Raw genomic sequence first — 16,267 nt, forward strand, 5'->3', positions numbered from 1 at the left:
TCGGCGCACGAACGCTCCACTTCTCTTGAGTGAACTGCGATTCTCTGCGCATAGTTGTGGCGGGCGGCAGGAGGCCGCTCATGCAGGGGTACGGAACGATCACGGAGGAAGAGCCCATGTCAGGCAGGCATGCGGTGCACGCGACGCTGGCCGCGCTCGCGCTCGTCGCCGCGCACGCCGGGACGGCGAGCGCCGCGCAGGTGACCTTGGAACCCTCGCCGGCGGAGGCGCGCACGTTCGCGACCGGCGCCGGCGGCTGGAGCAGCGGCGTCGACTACGGCGGGCTGCTCTGCGTGCCGGGCGTGACCTGCCCGGCCGCGACGCCGACCCACGAGACGACGGGCGGAACGGCCGGCGGGGGCGACGGCCACCTGCGCAACGCCTTCGGGACGCTGCTCGGCGTGCTCTCCACGACGACGATCGGCTGGACCTCGCCGAGCTTCGTCGCGCCGGCGAACGTCGACGAGGCGACGCTCTCGGTCGCCGTGCGTCCGCAGATCGCCAGCCTGCTGACGATCGGCAGCCTGCGGCTCGGCATGCGCGTGATCGACGTCGCCGACGGTTCGAGATCGACCGTCGTGGCGGAGCTGCCGCTGACCGCGGCCTCGGCCGAGTTCGCGCCGGTCAGCGCGCCGGTCCCGACGAGCGCGCTCGTCGCCGGCCGCAGCTATCGCGTCGCGCTCGACGTCGCGCTCACGACGACCGTCTCGGCGGTCGCGGGCGGCAGCGTCGACCTCGACGACGTCGAGCTGAGGCTGACCGACCTCGAGCCGCCGGCCGGCCTGACCGGCAGCTTCCAGACGAGCGGCCCGCCGCGGGTCGAAGGCGCCGTCGACCCGCTCGGGCAGGAGACGACGGTCACGGTCGAATACGGCCCGACCGCCGCGTACGGCAGCACGACCGCGCCGGTCGTCGTCGACGGCAGCGGCGCGCAGCCGTTCGCGATCCCGCTCGCCGACCTGACGCCCGGCGCGACCTACCACTACCGCGTGGTGGCGCGCAACGCCGACGGCACGACCGCGACCGCCGATCAGGTCTTCGTCGCACCAACCCCGCCGACGGCCGCCCCGCCGGTCGTCGAGGGGGCGGGCAACCGCCGCGAGCGGACCGTCGTCTTCGACCGCGGCGCCGACGTCGTCGCCGCGACCGTCGAGGTCGTCGACGGCTCGGGGCATGTCGTCGCCGCCTTCCCCGACGACGACGGCGACGGTGTCGTCGCCGTCACGCTGCCCGACGGCGACGGCGTCTACGAGGTCCGCGTCGTGCGCGAGAACGCGGCTGAGCAGCGCACGACGAGCGACCCCGTCACGGTGGCGCTCGACCGCGCTGCGCCGGTCGCCGGCCCCGCGCCGACGGTCAGCGGGCCGCCCGACGCGCTGGTCGTCTCCTTCACCCGCGCCCCCGACGCGGAGCGCGCGGTCGTCGAGCTGCTCGACGCCGACGGCGCGGTGATCGCGACCGTCGCGGTCGCGGACGGCGCGGCGGAGGCGACCGTCGCCCTTCCCGCCAGACCCGGCACGTACGGCATCCGTGTCGTGCAGACCGATGCCGCCGGCAACAGCGCCGCGACCCCCGTCACCCCCGTCGAGCGCTCCGCCGGCGGCGGCGACGGCTCTAGCGGCGATGGGAGCGGCGGCGACGGGAGCGGCGGCGGCGCCGGTGGCGACGGCTCTGGCGGTGACGGGAGCGGCGGGACCGGTGGCGACGGCTCCGGCGGGACCGGTGGCGGCGGGAGCGGCGGCCCGGACGGGGACGGCTCCGGGGGCGGCAGGACCGGCGGTGCGCGCGGCGGCGTGGGCGGCGACGGCTCCGGCGCAGGCGGAACCGGCGGCGGCACGGGCGGCGACGGCTCGGGCGCCGGCGCGATCCCGCTCAGCGATCCGGGCCGCTTCGGGCTGCTGCTGCGGCAGTGCTTCGGCGGCGACCTCGTGCTGACCGACGTGACCGCCCGCGGCGCGCGGATCGCGGTGAGAGGCCTCTCCCGCCACGCGCCCGGGAGCACGGTGACGATCGTCGACCGCGGCGGCAGACGGGTCGGCCGCGCGCGGATCGGCACCAACGGCGCCTTCGCGACCGTCGTGCGGGCGCCGGCCTCGAAGCGGGCTCGGCTCGGCGCCGGCTACCGCGCGGTCGTCGCCGGCATGCGCTCGCCGCTCGTGCGGCTGCGGCGCGCGAACGTGCTGACCGCCGTCACGGTGCGCGGCGCGACGATCGCGATCCGCGGTCGCGTCGACCGCGCGCGGCTCGGCACGCTGAAGCGACTCCGCGTATTCGGCGGCGCCGGGGCGACCGCCTGCGCGCGGACCGGCCGGCTGGCGATCGTCGGCAAGGTCGCGATCGACCGCCGCACCGGCGCCTACCGCCTGCGCGTGCGCGCGCCGAAGGGCGCCGGCCGCGTGGTCGTGCGGACGCAGGCGTTCGGCACGAAGCTGACCAGCCGCAGCTCCTTCGCGGTGAAGTAGCCGGTCGCGCGCCCGGCGCCCCACCACGCCGGCCGCTCCGCCTCCCGCCCGGGAAGCGCGGAGCTGCCGGCCGGCGGGGCCTGCCGGTGCCGGCGGGCCGCTGCCGAGGCGGCCGGGCCGGAGCCGCCGCCGGCGGCACGGCCGGGCCGGAGCCCGCGGCCGGCTGGCGGTCGGCCGCGGGCTCAGCCGCCCAGCTCGGGCGGCAGCGCTCTCGGGCCGTCGGGATAGAGGTCGGCGAGCCGCTCGGGCGTCATCTCCTTCGTGTTCGCCGCCTCGGCCGGCGCGCCGGCGACCAGCCACAGCGCGTCGGCGTCGGTGTCGTTGAAGATCTGGCGCAGCGTGCGCGGCTCGACCAGCAGCGCCGACAGCGGCTCGAGCGTCAGCAGGTCGTCGCCGACGCGGATCCGGCCGGTCCCCTCCAGCACGACGTACAGCTCGTGCTGCTGGTCGTGGCGGTGGCGGGTCGACGCCTGGCCGGGCCGCAGCCGCCACAGGCGGGCGCCGAGCGTCGTCGCCCCGAGCTGGCCGGCGAGGTCGGTGTTGTCGACGCCCATCTGGTTCGACGGCCGCCAGAACGCGTCGGCCGCGGGCAGGACTCTGTAGCTCATGGCCGCGCAGGGTAGTGGTCGCCGCCATCGGCGTGGCGCGCCCGCGCTCGGCGGGCGGCCCCCGCGCATCCGCCCGTTCGCGTACGCTCCGAGCCCCGGCGCATCGGCGCCGCGAGCTGTGTTGAATGCCTGGCTATCTTTAGCTTTTTGCGTTATCATCCTCGCTGATGTCGGAGCAGCCCTCCCCCAGTCGCGCTGAGGCGCGGTACCTCGAGACGATCGCCCAGCTCGGCGGAGACCGCCATTCGGTCGCGGCCGCCGCGGTCGCGCGTGCGCTCGAGCTGTCGGCTCCGACCGTCCACGAGATGCTCCGCCGGCTCGCCCGCGACGGCTACATCGAGAGAGCGGAGCAGCGCGGCTGGAAGCTGACCGCCCAGGGCCGCCACGAGGCCGCCGCGATGCGCCGCCGCCGCAGCGTCGTCGAGCGCTTCCTGAGGACGCAGACGACGATCCCCGCCGAGGAGATCGCCGAGGAGGCCGACCATCTGCTGGCCGCGATCTCCCCGAAGCTCGAGCAGCACCTGCGGCTCGCCGGCTGGACCGGCGACTTCGCCTGCGACACCAGCCCGGTCGGCGACCGCATCAGGTCGACGCCGGCGCGCCCCGGCGCCGCCCGCCGCGGCGCCGCCTGATCGGCGCGGCGGAACCGCCGCGGCAGCCAGCCGGGCGGCAGGAGGCATCGCGCCGGCCGGCCGGCTACCCTTCCGCGCCGTGCCCCAGCCCCGTCGCCGCGTCAGACGCGCCAAGCCAGTTGAGAGACCGCTCGAGCAGCTGCCCGGTGAGGCGCTGGTCTGGACCGACGGAGCCTGCAAGGGCAACCCCGGTCCCGGCGGCTGGGCGGCGATCGTCGTGCCGGCCGACGGCGGCGCGCCGCTGGAGATCTCCGGCGGCGAGCCGGCGACGACCAACAACCGCATGGAGTACACGGCCGCGCTGGAGGGCCTGCGCGCCCTCCCGGCCGGCAGCCGCGCCTGCATCGTCACCGACTCGCAGCTGATGCTCAATTCGATGACGAGATGGATCGCCGGGTGGAAGCGCAAGGGCTGGAAGACGGCGAGCGGCGACCCGGTCAAGAACCAGGACCTCGTGATGGCGCTGGAGGCCGAGATCGGCCGCCACGAGGCCGTCCGCTGGCACTGGGTCCGCGGGCACGAGACCGGCGACGCCCACGCCCACAAGGCGCTCAACGACCGCGCCGACAGGCTCGCCGTCGCCGCGGCCGCCGCGGCCGCCTGAGCGACCTCCCGCCCGCGCCGGCGACCCGCCATCCTGTCAGCGATGGCTTCCCGCTCGCGCTCCCGTTCCCGCACCGGTCGCGGCGGCCGCCGCGACGACGCGGTCCGCTGGGCGGCGGCGCGCGTCGAGCTGACGACGCCGTTCGCGCACGCGGAGGTCGTGCCCGAGGAGGGGCGGCCGTGGCGGCGGCTGCTGCGGCTCGACAGCGAGGACTGCTCGCACGTCGACCTGCGCGACCCGGCGCGGATCGACTTCGCCTACGTCCGCCGGATCGCCGACCTCGCCGACGCGCTCGCGCCGCCGCGCGCCCCGCTGCGCGTCCTCCATCTCGGCGGCGGCGGCTTCACGCTGCCGCGCTACCTGGAGGCGACCCGCCCCGGGTCGCGCAGCGAGGTCGCCGAGATCGACCGCGGCCTCGTCGAGCTGGCGCGCGAGCAGCTCGGCCTCAGAACCGGCCCGCGGCTGCGCGTCCGCGTCGCCGACGCCCGCGAGGTGCTGCGGCGGCGGACGCCGGGCAGCGCCGACCTCGTCGTGCTCGACGCCTTCCACGGCACGTCGGTCCCCGAGCATCTGACGACCGCGGAGTGCGTCGCGGAGGCCGCCCGCGCGCTGGCCCCGGGCGGTGCCTTCGCCGCCAACGTGATCGACGTCCCGCCGCTGCCCGCCGCACGAGCGCTCACCGCCGCCGCGCGCGCCGTCTTCGGCGACGTCGCGATCGTCGCGACGCGCAAGGTCGTGCGCGGCCGCCAGGGCGGCAACGTCGTCGTGCTCGGCGCGCCGGGGCGGCTGCCGCTGCGCGAGCTGTCGCGCCGCGCGCTCGCCGGACCGGTCCCCGAGCTGGTCGTCGGCGGCGACGAGCTGACCGCATGGCTCGGAGGCGCGAAGCCCCTGCACGACCCGCCGGCGGACGCGATGGCTCCCGGCGGTCCCGCATCCGACCGTGTCGGCGACGACGCGACCGCCGCTCCCGCCGGTCCCGCGTCCGACCGTGTCGGCACCGCCCCGACCGTCGCTCCCGGCGGTCCCACATCCGACCGCGTCGGCGACGACGCGACCGCCGCATCCGGCGACCGGCCGCCCGACGATCCCGCGCCTGCGAAGCTGGGCCGATGCGGCGGATCACCTGGCTCGGGCACGCGACCGTCCTGATCGAGACCGGCGACGGGACGCGGCTGCTGACCGACCCGGTCCTGCGCGGCCGGGTCGCCCATCTGCGCCGCCACGCGCCGCCGGCCGCCCCGCCGGAGCCGGTCGACGCGGTGCTCGTCTCGCACGTCCACCACGACCATCTCGACCGCCCGACGCTGAAGCGGATCGCGGGCGCGCGGACGCGGGTCGTGCTGCCGCGCGGCGCCGCGGGGCTGGTGCGCGGGCTCGGCTTCGGCGCGGTCGCCGAGGTCGCCGCCGGCGATCGGCCGCGGATCGCGGGAGCCGAGGTCGCGGTCGTCCCCGCGTGGCATCCGGCGAGACGCTGGCCGCGCTCGCCCCAGCTCGACGCGCTCGGCTTCGTCGTCGACGGGATCTGGTTCGCCGGCGACACCGACCTCGACGAGCGGATGGCGCAGCTGCGCGGGACGGTCGAGGTCGCGCTCGTGCCGATCTGGGGCTGGGGGCCGTCGCTCGGGCCGGGACATCTCGACCCGGAGGGCGCGGCGCGCGCGCTCGCGCTCGTCGAGCCGGCCGTCGCCGTCCCGATCCACTGGGGGACCTACCTCCCCTACGGCCTCCACCGCCGGCACGGCGGCGTGCTGCGCGAGCCGGCCGACCGGTTCGCGCGCCATGCCGCCCGGCTCGCGCCCCGCACGCGGGTCGAGCTGCTGGAGCCGGGCGGGACGCTCGCGCTCTGACGCCGGAGCCGGCCGCGCGCGACATCGCGCGCGAGTCGGGCAGGCCTCACTCCGGCGCCGCGCCGCCCGATGCCGCCGGCTTGCCCTGCCCGTGCGGCGCGCCGTCGCCGCTCGCGAGCGCCCCGTCCGCCGGCCCGGCCACCAGCCCGGCGAACGGGTCGTAGCCGTCGTGCCCGAGCCGGTGCAGCCAGCCGCAGAAGATGCGGTGGACGGTACCGGAGCCGACGACCTCCTCCTCAGGCCACGGCAGCCCGACCGGGTGGAGCACGAACGGCAGCGCCTGCGCGCCGCCGAGGCCGCCGTGGGAGCCGACCAGCTCCTCGAAGGCGGCGACCTCGTCGACGTCGGTCCAGTACGCGCTGTTGACGACGACGTCCGGGCAGCGCGGGAAGCGGTCGGTGCGGCGGACGTGGTCGGCGGCGCGCGTGCCGAACGGCGCCAGCGGATCCTCTCCTTCGACGACGCCCCGGTCGAGCAGGTGGCGGCCGCGCCCCCCGAGCGCGACCGCGCCGTCGGCCTCGCTCCTGACCAGCACGAACCCGATCCCGGGATGGCTTCGCAGCCCGTCGAGCAGCCCCGGCCGCGTCCGCTCCAGCTGCTCGAGCGTCACCCGCCCCGGCTCGCGCGGGAAGGAGATCAGGCCGAGGTTGCCGGATGCCATCACCGCGATCTCCGGCAGCTCGGCGGCGGGCAGCGCGGGCTGCTCGCCGGCCTCGATCTCGTCGCGTCTGTCCGCGATCGCCTTCGCCGCGCGGCCGGTGACGGTCGGCCGCGTGCCGAGCTCGGCGAGGCCGGCGGTCAGCTGGCCGCGGCCCTCGTCGGAGGCGGCCGTCTCGGCGACGATCGCGTCGCCGTCGCCGACCAGCCGTCTGACGAGCTGCTCCAGCGACTCGTCGTAGCGCTGCAGGAAGGTCGCCCCCTGGCTCTGGCCGTGGTCGGCGAGCACGACCAGCTCGTACGGCCGCGGCGCGTGCTCGACGGCGGCGGCGATCCGCGCGATCGCACGGTCGACGCGGCGCAGGACGGCGAGCGTGTCGGGCCGCTCGACGCCGGAGTGGTGGGCGACCTCGTCGTAGGCGAGGAAGGTCGTGTAGACGACCGGCCGCCCGGCGAGCACGTCGGCGGTGACGGCGGCGACCTGCAGGTCGAGCTGGATCACCGTCGCGAAGGCGCGCACGAGCGGGTAGGAGCCGCCCCGGTGGATCCGCGGCCGCACGTCGCGGCGGCGCTGCTCGATCGCCGCGAAGCGCTCGACGACGATCTCGCCGAGGCAGCGCAGGAAGGTCAGCGCGACCCCGTAGGGGCTGGCGAAGTAGGCGAAGTAGTCCTGGCCGAGCCTCCCCTGCCGGCGCCGGTCGAGCACCGTCGACATCGTCAGCATCGAGTGGGGCGCGTCGCCGGAGAGGATGTTCGCGCGGCTGGCGCCGTCGGCGTGCAGCAGGCCGCGCCCGTCCGAGCGGCGCCGCTCGAGCTCCTCGGCGTCGCGCGGATGGTTGGTGACGATCGCCTTGCCGCGGTCCTTCTCCCACCAGCGGAAGGCCGGCATGTCGTGGTTGTCGCCGTGGAGGATGCCGGCCTGGCAGGCGCCGGTCTGCGACGACCAGTCGGTCTCCCACCGCTCCAGCCGGTGACTGCCGTCGCGCACCCACCTGGCCAGCGCCGGCGCGTTGCCGTCGCGCAGCGCCCGCTGGAGCACCTCGTGCGCGAGGCCGTCGATCTCGAGGAAGAGGATCCCGGGCACGTCGCTCTCGACCGCCAGCCTCGTGCGCCTCAGCTGCCGTCGCACGACCGTTCGGTACCAGAGGTCGCCGGAGTCGAGCGCGAGCAGGGCGCTGGAGGCGGAGCTGAGCGCCGTCAGCGCGAGCACCACGACGACCGCGCTCCAGAAGCCTCTGACGTGGACGCCGCGGTCGACGCCCGCGATCGCCAGCAGCACGAGCCCGTTGAGCGCGAGCGCGCCGAGGCCGAGCGTCGCGACGGTGAACGGCAGCGCGACGCGGATCAGCAGCGGCCAGACGAGCGCGTTGGCGAGGCCGAGCAGGACCGCCAGGCCGAGCGCCGCCCAGAAGCTGTCGGCGGAGAAGCCGGGCAGGATCGCCGCGAGCAGCAGCAGGAGCAGCGCGTCGACGACGAGCACCGTCACGATCCGTCCGAGTCGCTGCACCGATCCGTTGCGCATCGCGCAAGCATCGCGCATCGGGCGGCGGCCGTCACGCTCCGGCGCCTCTCGGGCGCGGCGCCGGCGCGGTCCCGGACGCGCGCCGACCGTGCTACGACCGCGGCATGCCCGGCGCGACGAGCCCGGTCTCGTAGGCGAAGATCACGGCCTGCACGCGGTTGGCGAGGCCGAGCTTGGCGAGCATCCGGCCGACGTGGCTCTTGACGGTGCTCTCCTCCAGATGCAGGTGGGCGGCGATCTCGGCGTTGCTGCGCCCGGCCGCGATCCCCAGCAGCACGTCGCGCTCGCGCGGGGTCAGCGCGGCGAGCGCGGGGTCGCCGGCGCGGGCGGGCGCGGCGGAGACGAACTGGTCGAGCAGGCGGCGCGTGACCTCGGGCGAGATCAGCGCGTCGCCGAGCGCGACGGCGCGGACGGCGTCGACGATGCGATCGGGCGGCGAGTCCTTGAGCAGGAAGCCGACGGCGCCTGCCCGCAGGGCCTCGAAGACGTACTCGTCGAGGTCGAAGGTCGTGATCGCGATCACCGCGACGCCGTCGACGTCGCGCAGCCGGCGCGCCGCCTCGAGCCCGTCCATGCGCGGCATCCGGATGTCGATCAGCAGGACGTCGGGCGCGCGCCGCTGGACCTGGCCGAGCGCGTCGAGGCCGTCCGCGGCCTCGCCCACGACCTCGATGTCGGGCTCGTTCTCGAGGATCATCCGCATCCCCTGGCGCGCGATCGGCTGGTCGTCGGCGACGACGACGCGGATGCTCACCGCGCCACCTCCGGACGGCCGGCGACCGGCGGCGCCCCGCGCAGGCCCGCCTCCGCGTCGAGGGGGAGCCGCGCCCGCACCGACCATCCGCGCGCTGCCGGCCCCGCCGCGAAGCTGCCGCCGACGATCGCGACGCGCTCGCGCATCCCCTCGATGCCGCCGCCGGGCCGCCCGGGGCCGCCGACGCCGTCGTCGTCGACCGCGACCTGCAGCTCCCGCTCGGCGTAGACGACACGCACCCGCACGGCGCTCGCTCCGGCGTGCCGGACGACGTTGGTGAGCGACTCCTGCACCACCCGGTAGGCGCACACCTCGACCTCGTCGCTGAGCGGGCGCTCGGCGCCCTCCACCCGCAGGTCGACGGCGAGGCCCGCCTCGCGCGCCGGCCGCAGCAGCCGGTCGACCTGCTCCAGCCGCGGCGTCGGCGTGCGGGCGGCCGGCCGGGCCGGTCCGGGCTCCCGCAGGACCCCGAGCGCCCGCCGCGTCTGCCCGAGCGCCTCGGAGGTGAGCCCGTGGATGCGTTCGAGCGCCGCGCGTGCGACCGGGTCCGACGTGGCGCGCCCCGCGCCCGCGGCATGGAGCGAGATCGCGCTCAGGTGGTGTCCGGTGATGTCGTGGACGTCGCGGGCGATCCGCAGCCGCTCCTCGACGATCGCGCGCTGCGCGAGCTCGCGCGCCTCGCGGGCCCGCTCGCGCTCGCTGCGGATCGCGTCGCCGATCAGGACGGCCGTGACGCCGATCGCGCCGCCGCCGATGATCCGCACCAGCAGGGGGCTGGCGTCGCCGGTGACCGCCACCGCCGCCGCGATCGCCGTCCCCGCGTAGACGGCGAGCGGGACCGTGATCCGGTGCGCGCACTCGACCGTCGCGGCGCCGCAGAGCGTCAGCGCGACCAGCACCGGCACGATCACCATGTAGCCGAGCGCCAGCGCGGCGCACGCGAACGGCAGCGCGACGAGGGCCGCGGCCAGCGGACGGGCCCGCCGCACGGCCACCGGCGCGCAGGCCGCGACCGCCAGCAGCGCGCCGAGCAGGTCGGGCGGGCGATCGACCTGCGCCGCGTCGGAGGCGTCGAACTGCAGCACCGCGAGCGCGACCGCGGTCGCCAGCGCGGCCAGGAGGACGTCGGCGCGTCGAGGCACGGCGGCCAGCATAGCCCGCGGTCGTTCCTCCGAAAGGCGGAATCGAATCGGTCCCGGCGGGCGAGGCGGAACGGGTCCTGCGGCCGTCGTCGCGGGGCTCCGCAGCCCCGATGGTGAGAGCGACCTCCACTGCAAAGGACTTCCGATGGCAACCGCACTCTTCAAACTGGGCCGCATCGCCTTTCGTCGCCGCAGGGCCGTCGTCGCCCTCTGGCTCGTCGTGCTCGCAGGCATGTTCGCGGCGGCGACGATCCTGAGCGGACCGACCACCGACGCCGCGACAATGCCCGGCACGGAGTCCCAGCAGGCGATCGACCTGCTCGAGGAGCGGCTGCCGCAGGCCAACGGCGCGTCGGGACGAATCGTCTTCGCCGCGCCCGCGGGCGAGCGGCTGACGACCGGCGAGCGCGCGACGGCCGTCGCAGGCGCGGTCGCCAAGGCGGCGAAGGCGCCCGGCGTGCGCTCGGTCGGCGCGCCGTTGGCCTCTGAGGACGGGCGCGTCGCGCTCGCCCAGGTCACGTGGGCGACGCCCGCGGAGGAAATCCCCGCCGGGTCGGTCGAGGCAGTGCAGTCGGCCGCCGAGACCGCGCGCGCGGCCGGCGTGCAGGTCGAGTTCGGCGGCGACGCGGCCGCCTCCGAGCCATCGCTCGGCGGGCTCGGCGAGATCGTCGGCTTCGCGGTGGCGGCACTCGTGCTGGCGATCACGTTCGGCTCGCTCGCGGCCGCCGGGCTGCCGCTGCTGACCGCGCTGATCGGCGTGGCCGTCGGGATCCTTGGGGTCACCGCCGCCACCGGGTTCATCGCCATCGATTCGACGGTTCCGACGGTCGCGCTGATGCTCGGCCTCGCGGTCGGCATCGACTACGCGCTGTTCATCATCTCGCGCCACCGCACCCAGGTGTTCGAGGGGATGGAGCTGGAGGAGTCCGCCGCGCGCGCGGTCGGCACCGCCGGCAGCGCGGTCGTCTTCGCCGGCGCGACGGTCGTGATCGCGCTGGCGTCGCTGGCCGTCGTCGGGATCCCGTTCCTGACCGCGATGGGGCTCGCCGCGGCCGGGACGGTCGCGGTCGCCGTGGCGATCTCGCTCACGCTCGTTCCGGCGCTGCTCGGGTTCGCGGGCATGCGGATCGCGAAGGGCAAGAACTTCGACACCGGGCCGCGCGCGGCCAAGCCGACGCTCGGAGCCCGCTGGGCCGCGCTGCTGACGCGCCGCCGCCTGCCCGCGGTCGTGCTGTCGGTCGTCGCGCTCGGCGCGCTGTCGATCCCGGTGCTGGACATGCGCCTCGGGCAGCCCGACGACTCGACCGCCGCGCCCCACGAGACCAACCGCAAGGCCTACGACCTGCTCGTCGCCGGCTTCGGCCCCGGCTTCAACGGACCGCTCACGCTCGTGGTCGACGCCGGCCCGGGCGGCGACGCGAAGGCCGCCGCCGACGCCGTCGCGGCGGAGTTCGGGCAGCTCGACGACGTCGCCGACGTCGGCAGGCCGGCCCTCAACGAGGCGGGCGACACGGCGATCGTCTCGCTGACCCCGCGCAGCGGCCCGTCGACCGAGGCGACGAAGGAGCTGGTCAAGCAGATCCGGGCGCGCACCGACACGCTCGACCGCGAGCTCGATGCGACGGTCCTCGTGACCGGGCCGACCGCGGCCAACATCGACTTCGCCGACCGCCTGTCGAGCGCGCTGGTCCCGTATCTGGCGGTGATCGTCGGCCTGGCGTTCCTGCTGCTGACGATCGCGTTCCGGTCGATCCTCGTCCCGCTCACGGCCGTCGGCGGGTTCCTGCTGACCATCGGCGCCGCGCTCGGCGCGCTCGTCGCGGTCTTCCAGCAGGGAGCGCTCGCCGGCCTGTTCGGCGTCGAGCAGGCGCCGATCGTCGCGGTGCTGCCGATCTTCATCGTCGGCATCCTCTTCGGGCTCGCGATGGACTACCAGGTGTTCCTCGTCTCGCGGATGCGCGAGGAGCACGTCCACGGCGCTGGGCCGACGCGCGCGATCGCCGAGGGCTTCCGACACGGTGCGCGCGTGGTCACCGGCGCGGCGCTGATCATGGCCGCGGTCTTCGCCGGCTTCGTCGTCGAGGAGGCCGCGATCATCAAGTCGATCGGCTTCGCGCTCGCGTTCGGCATCCTCGTCGACGCCTTCGCCGTGCGCATGACGCTGGTCCCGGCGCTGCTGGCCCTGCTGGGCGAGCGCGCGTGGTGGCTGCCGGCCTGGCTCGAGCGGCTCCTGCCGCAGGTCGAGCTCGAGGGTGAGCGGCTCGAGCGGCAACCGGCATAGCGGGACAGCTGCTCGATCCGCGGCGGGCCGCCGCAGGACGGTCAGCGCTAAAGCGCTCGCACCGATCGGCCGATGGATCTCCCATGTCGAACGATCGCGACATGCCCGCCAGCTGGCGCGAGAACGCCCGCAGGCACGAGACCGAGCTCGGCGCCGCCGTCGAGCGCGCCCGTGAGGCGCGTGCCGGCGCGCCGGCACGGCTCGACGAGCTGGCTCGCAAGCGCTCCGCGCGCCGCGCCGCCGAGGAGGCCCGCCGCAAGGCGACCACCCCTCCGCCGCCCGGCCCGCAGGCCTGCTGAGCCGGTCACGACGCAGCCCCGACCGCGCCCGCCCGCAGCGTGCGGGCGAGCGCCGGCGCGCCTACTCCGCCGCGCGCGGTCTCCGCCTTCCGCGCGAGCGGGTAGGGAGAGGTTCGCGTGCGGTCGCCCGATCGCCGTCGACGGAACGGAGCGTGAGATGGGCAGCGGAGATGGCGGCAGCGGCCTCTTCTGGGGCGTCGTCGTCGCCACCACGATCGCGATCGGCTTCGGCGTGTCGATCCTCGCCGGCTACCTGATCGGGCATTTCACCGGTCACGAGACGACCGTCACGGCGGTCGTCACGGCGGCCCAGAGACCGACCGACAGCAGCCCGGAGACGGCCGTCGACACCGCCGGCACGCCCGTCTCGATCAGACCATCTCCGGCCTTCACCAGAGCGGCGCTCGCCGCGCTGCCCCGCTCCGGCTGGATCACCAACGGCGGCTCGACCTACAACCAGCGCTACTCGCCGCTGACGCAGATCGACGACAGAAACGTCGAGCGGCTGAGAGGCGTCTGGGAGGCGCGGCTCGACCGGTCCGGCATAGCCGCCAAGTACTCCGGCGAGGCGACGCCGCTCGTCCACGACGGCGTCATCTACACCGTCACGGGCAACGACGACGTCTTCGCCAACTCCGTCGAGGACGGCAGACAGCTGTGGAAGTACGAGTCGGGGATCGCGCAGGAGATCGACACGATCTGCTGCGGATGGACCAGCCGCGGCGTCGCGATCGGCGACGGCCAGGTCTACGTCGGCCAGCTCGACGGCAACCTCGTCGCGCTCGACCAGACGACCGGCAGCGTCAACTGGGAGACGCAGATCGGGGACTGGAGAGACGGCGAGACGATCACGAGCGCGCCGCTGTACTACGACGGCCGCGTCTACAGCGGCCTCTCAGGCGGCGAGTACGGGATACGCGGCCGCCTGACCGCGGTCGACGCGAAGACCGGCAGATACAGATGGCACTTCCAGCAGGTCAGACATGACATCTGGGACTACGACTCGCCGAGCCCCGTCGTGCTGTGGGACGTCGAGATCGACGGGAGAGAGGTGAAGGGCCTGTCGCAGCCGAGCAAGACCGGCTGGCTCTACATGCTCGACCGCGAGACCGGCAGACCGATCCACGGCATCACCGACAGACCGGTGCCGCAGGACAAGGAGGCCCAGGCGACCGCCGACACGCAGCCGTTCCCGGACACGCCGCCGTTCGCGCCGCACGAGGCCAACGAGGGCGAGCGCCAGATCATCCAGGGGATCTACAACGCCCAGAACAGAGGCAGAAGAAGACAGAGAGTGCAGCTGGCGAGAGAGATGTTCGAGCCGTTCACGAACGTCCCGAAGGTGATCAAGCCCGGGCCGAGCGGTGCCGCGAACTGGCCGCCGTCGAGCTTCAACCGCACGACGAACATGATCTACATCTGCGGCGCGGACACCTTCGCCGGCTTCCTGACCGAAGGACCGACCAGACCGGAGCCGGGCAGACAGTACCTCTCCTCGACGTTCACGCTGCAGGGCTTCGGCACCTACCCGGGGCTGCTCGTCGCGCAGGACGTGACGACCGGCGAGATCGCCTGGACGAGAAGATTCGAGGGCAGAAACGACGCCTGCTACTCGGGCACGACCTCGACCGCCGGCAACCTCGTCTTCGTCGGCCGCAACGACGGCGAGCTGCAGGCGTTCAACGCCTCCACCGGCCAGCAGCTGTGGAGATTCCAGACGGGCGCCGGCGCCAACTCGACCCCCGCGATCTTCGAGCACAGAGGCAGACAGATGATCGCGTTCTACGCGGCCGGCAACTCGCTCGCGGGCAGCCCGCACGGCGACAGCCTCTGGCTCTTCTCGCTCGACGGCAGACTCGGGCCGGTCGCGCCCGGCGCCGCCGCCAGACCGCTCCAGCACGCCGGCGAGGCCGGGCCGAGCGAGGCCGAGGGCACCGAGAAGTCGCAGAGAGAGGTCACCGAGACGCCGGCGGCGGTCGACGGCAGACAGATCTACCTCGACAGCTGCTCGACCTGCCACGGCGCCGACGCCACCGGCGGCAACGGCGGCCCGGACCTGACGACGATCCCGTCGGCCGCCGACCTCCAGGCGGTCGAGCGGCAGGTCGAGAACGGCGGCGGCGGGATGCCGGCGTTCAGAGACCAGCTCGACGAGGCGCAGATCAGAGCGGTCTCCGAGTACGTCGTCAGATTGGCGAGATAGCCGCGTCCTTTCGCGCGCCTTCCACGCGGAAGGCGCGCGCGGCTCGCGCTCCGCCGCGCCGACGCGCCGGTTCCATCCGGTCCGGTCGGCATCGTGGGGCGGGCAGATGACCCGCCTCCTCCACACCGCAGACTGGCATCTCGGCCGCGCCTTCCATGGCGAGGACCTGCTGGACGCGCAGGCCGGCTTCGTCGACTTCGTCGTCGAGACCGCGCGCGCGGAGGCGGTCGACGGGATCGTGATCGCCGGCGACCTCTACGACCGCGCGCTGCCGCCGGTCGACGCGGTGCGGCTCGCCGACGAGGCGCTGTCGCGGCTGGCCGAGGTCGCGCCGGTCGTGCTGATCTCCGGCAACCACGACTCGGCGGCCCGGCTCGGCTTCGGCGGGCGGCTGCTCGCCAGAGCGGGCGTCCACGTCGCGACCGACCCCGCCCGGATCGGGAGGCCGGTCGAGCTGGCCGGCGCGCTCGTCTACCCGCTCCCCTACCTGGAGCCCGACCTCGTGCGCGAGACGCTCGCGGTCGACGAGCGCTCGCACGCGGCGGTGACCGCCGCGGCGATGGAGCGCGTGCGGGCGGACGTCGCGGCGCGCGGCGCCGGCGGGGCGCCGGTCGTCGTCGTCGCGCACGCCTTCGTCGCGGGCGCGGCCGGCTCCGACAGCGAGCGCGACCTCGCCGTCGGCGGCGCCGCCCACGTCCCCCCGTCGGTCTTCGGCGGCGCCGACTACGTCGCGCTCGGCCACCTCCACGGGCCGCAGGTCGTCGCCGGGATCGGCCGCTACGCCGGGTCGCCGCTCGCCTTCTCCTTCTCGGAGGCGAACCACCGCAAGTCGCTCGCGCTGGTGTCGCTCGGCGCGGCCGGCGCCGGCGCCGAGACCGAGCTGGTGCCGCTGCCGGTCCCGCGCCCGCTGGCGACGATCCGCGGGACGCTCGACGAGCTGCTCGCCGACCCGCGGCTGCGCGAGCACGAGGGCGCGTGGGTCCAGGCGACGCTGACCGACCCGGTGCGGCCGAGCGACGCGATGGAGCGGCTGCGCCGCCGCTTCCCGCACGCGGTCGTGCTGGCCTTCGACCCGCAGGGCGCGGCGAGCGCCGCCGGCGACTCGTACCAGCGGCTGCGCGGGCTCGACGACGACGAGCTGCTGCGGCGCTTCGTCGCCGACGTGCGCGGCAGCGACGCCGACGACGAGGAGCTGGAGCTGCTGCGCGACGCGCTGACCGCGCGCCGCGTGGCGGAGGCCGTCGCCTAGATTCCTC

Annotated in this window: 13 protein-coding genes; 9 read left to right on the forward strand and 4 right to left on the reverse strand. The window is 75.5% G+C overall.

The window, feature by feature from the left end:
• Positions 1-116: 116 nt before the first annotated feature.
• Positions 117-2,462, forward strand: a complete 2,346-nt coding sequence (locus tag BDZ31_RS22500) for a hypothetical protein (RefSeq protein ID WP_183345364.1) — start codon at positions 117-119, stop codon at positions 2,460-2,462.
• 182 nt (positions 2,463-2,644) lie between these two features.
• Here BDZ31_RS22500 and BDZ31_RS22505 read toward each other — a convergent pair whose 3' ends face one another.
• Positions 2,645-3,070, reverse strand: a complete 426-nt coding sequence (locus BDZ31_RS22505) for a cupin domain-containing protein (RefSeq protein ID WP_183345366.1) — start codon at positions 3,068-3,070, stop codon at positions 2,645-2,647.
• A 167-nt stretch (positions 3,071-3,237) separates the two neighbouring features.
• On the opposite strand from BDZ31_RS22505, the gene BDZ31_RS22510 reads away from it, so the two are divergent.
• The 4 genes from BDZ31_RS22510 to BDZ31_RS22525 all read left to right on the forward strand — a co-directional run bounded on the left by BDZ31_RS22510 (position 3,238) and on the right by BDZ31_RS22525 (position 6,153).
• The gene (locus tag BDZ31_RS22510; RefSeq protein WP_183345368.1) at positions 3,238-3,702 is read left to right on the forward strand and encodes a metal-dependent transcriptional regulator; all 465 of its coding nucleotides are present in this window, start codon (positions 3,238-3,240) and stop codon (positions 3,700-3,702) included.
• A 79-nt stretch (positions 3,703-3,781) separates the two neighbouring features.
• Entirely contained in the window at positions 3,782-4,306 is a 525-nt protein-coding gene (locus BDZ31_RS22515) for an RNase H family protein (protein WP_183345370.1), read from the forward strand.
• Between the two features lie 42 nt (positions 4,307-4,348).
• Positions 4,349-5,455 (forward strand): spermidine synthase, encoded by a 1,107-nt coding sequence (locus tag BDZ31_RS22520; RefSeq protein WP_183345372.1) that lies wholly within the window; start codon positions 4,349-4,351, stop codon positions 5,453-5,455.
• On the forward strand, positions 5,416-6,153 hold the full coding sequence (locus BDZ31_RS22525; protein WP_183345374.1) for an MBL fold metallo-hydrolase: 738 nt from the start codon (positions 5,416-5,418) through the stop codon (positions 6,151-6,153). Before BDZ31_RS22520 ends, BDZ31_RS22525 begins: the two co-directional genes overlap by 40 nt.
• A 46-nt stretch (positions 6,154-6,199) precedes the next feature.
• Here BDZ31_RS22525 and BDZ31_RS22530 read toward each other — a convergent pair whose 3' ends face one another.
• The 3 genes from BDZ31_RS22530 to BDZ31_RS22540 form a co-directional block, all read right to left on the reverse strand.
• Positions 6,200-8,332: a phage holin family protein gene (locus BDZ31_RS22530; RefSeq protein ID WP_183345377.1), complete on the reverse strand. Its 2,133-nt coding sequence runs from the start codon at positions 8,330-8,332 to the stop codon at positions 6,200-6,202.
• A 91-nt stretch (positions 8,333-8,423) separates the two neighbouring features.
• Positions 8,424-9,086 carry a response regulator gene (locus BDZ31_RS22535; RefSeq protein WP_183345379.1) on the reverse strand — a complete coding sequence of 221 codons (663 nt, stop codon included), beginning with the start codon at positions 9,084-9,086 and terminating at the stop codon, positions 8,424-8,426.
• The gene (locus tag BDZ31_RS22540; RefSeq protein WP_183345382.1) at positions 9,083-10,228 is read right to left on the reverse strand and encodes a histidine kinase; all 1,146 of its coding nucleotides are present in this window, start codon (positions 10,226-10,228) and stop codon (positions 9,083-9,085) included. The genes BDZ31_RS22535 and BDZ31_RS22540 overlap by 4 nt, the downstream gene beginning before the upstream one ends.
• Before the next feature lie 145 nt (positions 10,229-10,373).
• Here BDZ31_RS22540 and BDZ31_RS22545 point away from each other — a divergent pair, with 145 nt between their 5' ends.
• From BDZ31_RS22545 to BDZ31_RS22560, 4 genes are all read left to right on the forward strand, one after another.
• Positions 10,374-12,509 (forward strand): MMPL family transporter, encoded by a 2,136-nt coding sequence (locus BDZ31_RS22545; protein WP_183345384.1) that lies wholly within the window; start codon positions 10,374-10,376, stop codon positions 12,507-12,509.
• 83 nt (positions 12,510-12,592) lie between these two features.
• Positions 12,593-12,808 (forward strand): hypothetical protein, encoded by a 216-nt coding sequence (locus tag BDZ31_RS22550; RefSeq protein ID WP_221243273.1) that lies wholly within the window; start codon positions 12,593-12,595, stop codon positions 12,806-12,808.
• Positions 12,809-12,965: 157 nt separating this feature from the next.
• On the forward strand, positions 12,966-15,011 hold the full coding sequence (locus BDZ31_RS22555; protein ID WP_183345388.1) for an outer membrane protein assembly factor BamB family protein: 2,046 nt from the start codon (positions 12,966-12,968) through the stop codon (positions 15,009-15,011).
• A gap of 106 nt (positions 15,012-15,117) precedes the next feature.
• A complete protein-coding gene (locus tag BDZ31_RS22560; protein WP_183345390.1) occupies positions 15,118-16,260 on the forward strand; it encodes an exonuclease SbcCD subunit D in 1,143 nt (380 codons plus the stop codon).
• Positions 16,261-16,267: the final 7 nt, after the last annotated feature.

Source organism: Conexibacter arvalis (genome assembly GCF_014199525.1).
GTDB classification, from domain to species: Bacteria; Actinomycetota; Thermoleophilia; order Solirubrobacterales; family Solirubrobacteraceae; genus Conexibacter; species Conexibacter arvalis.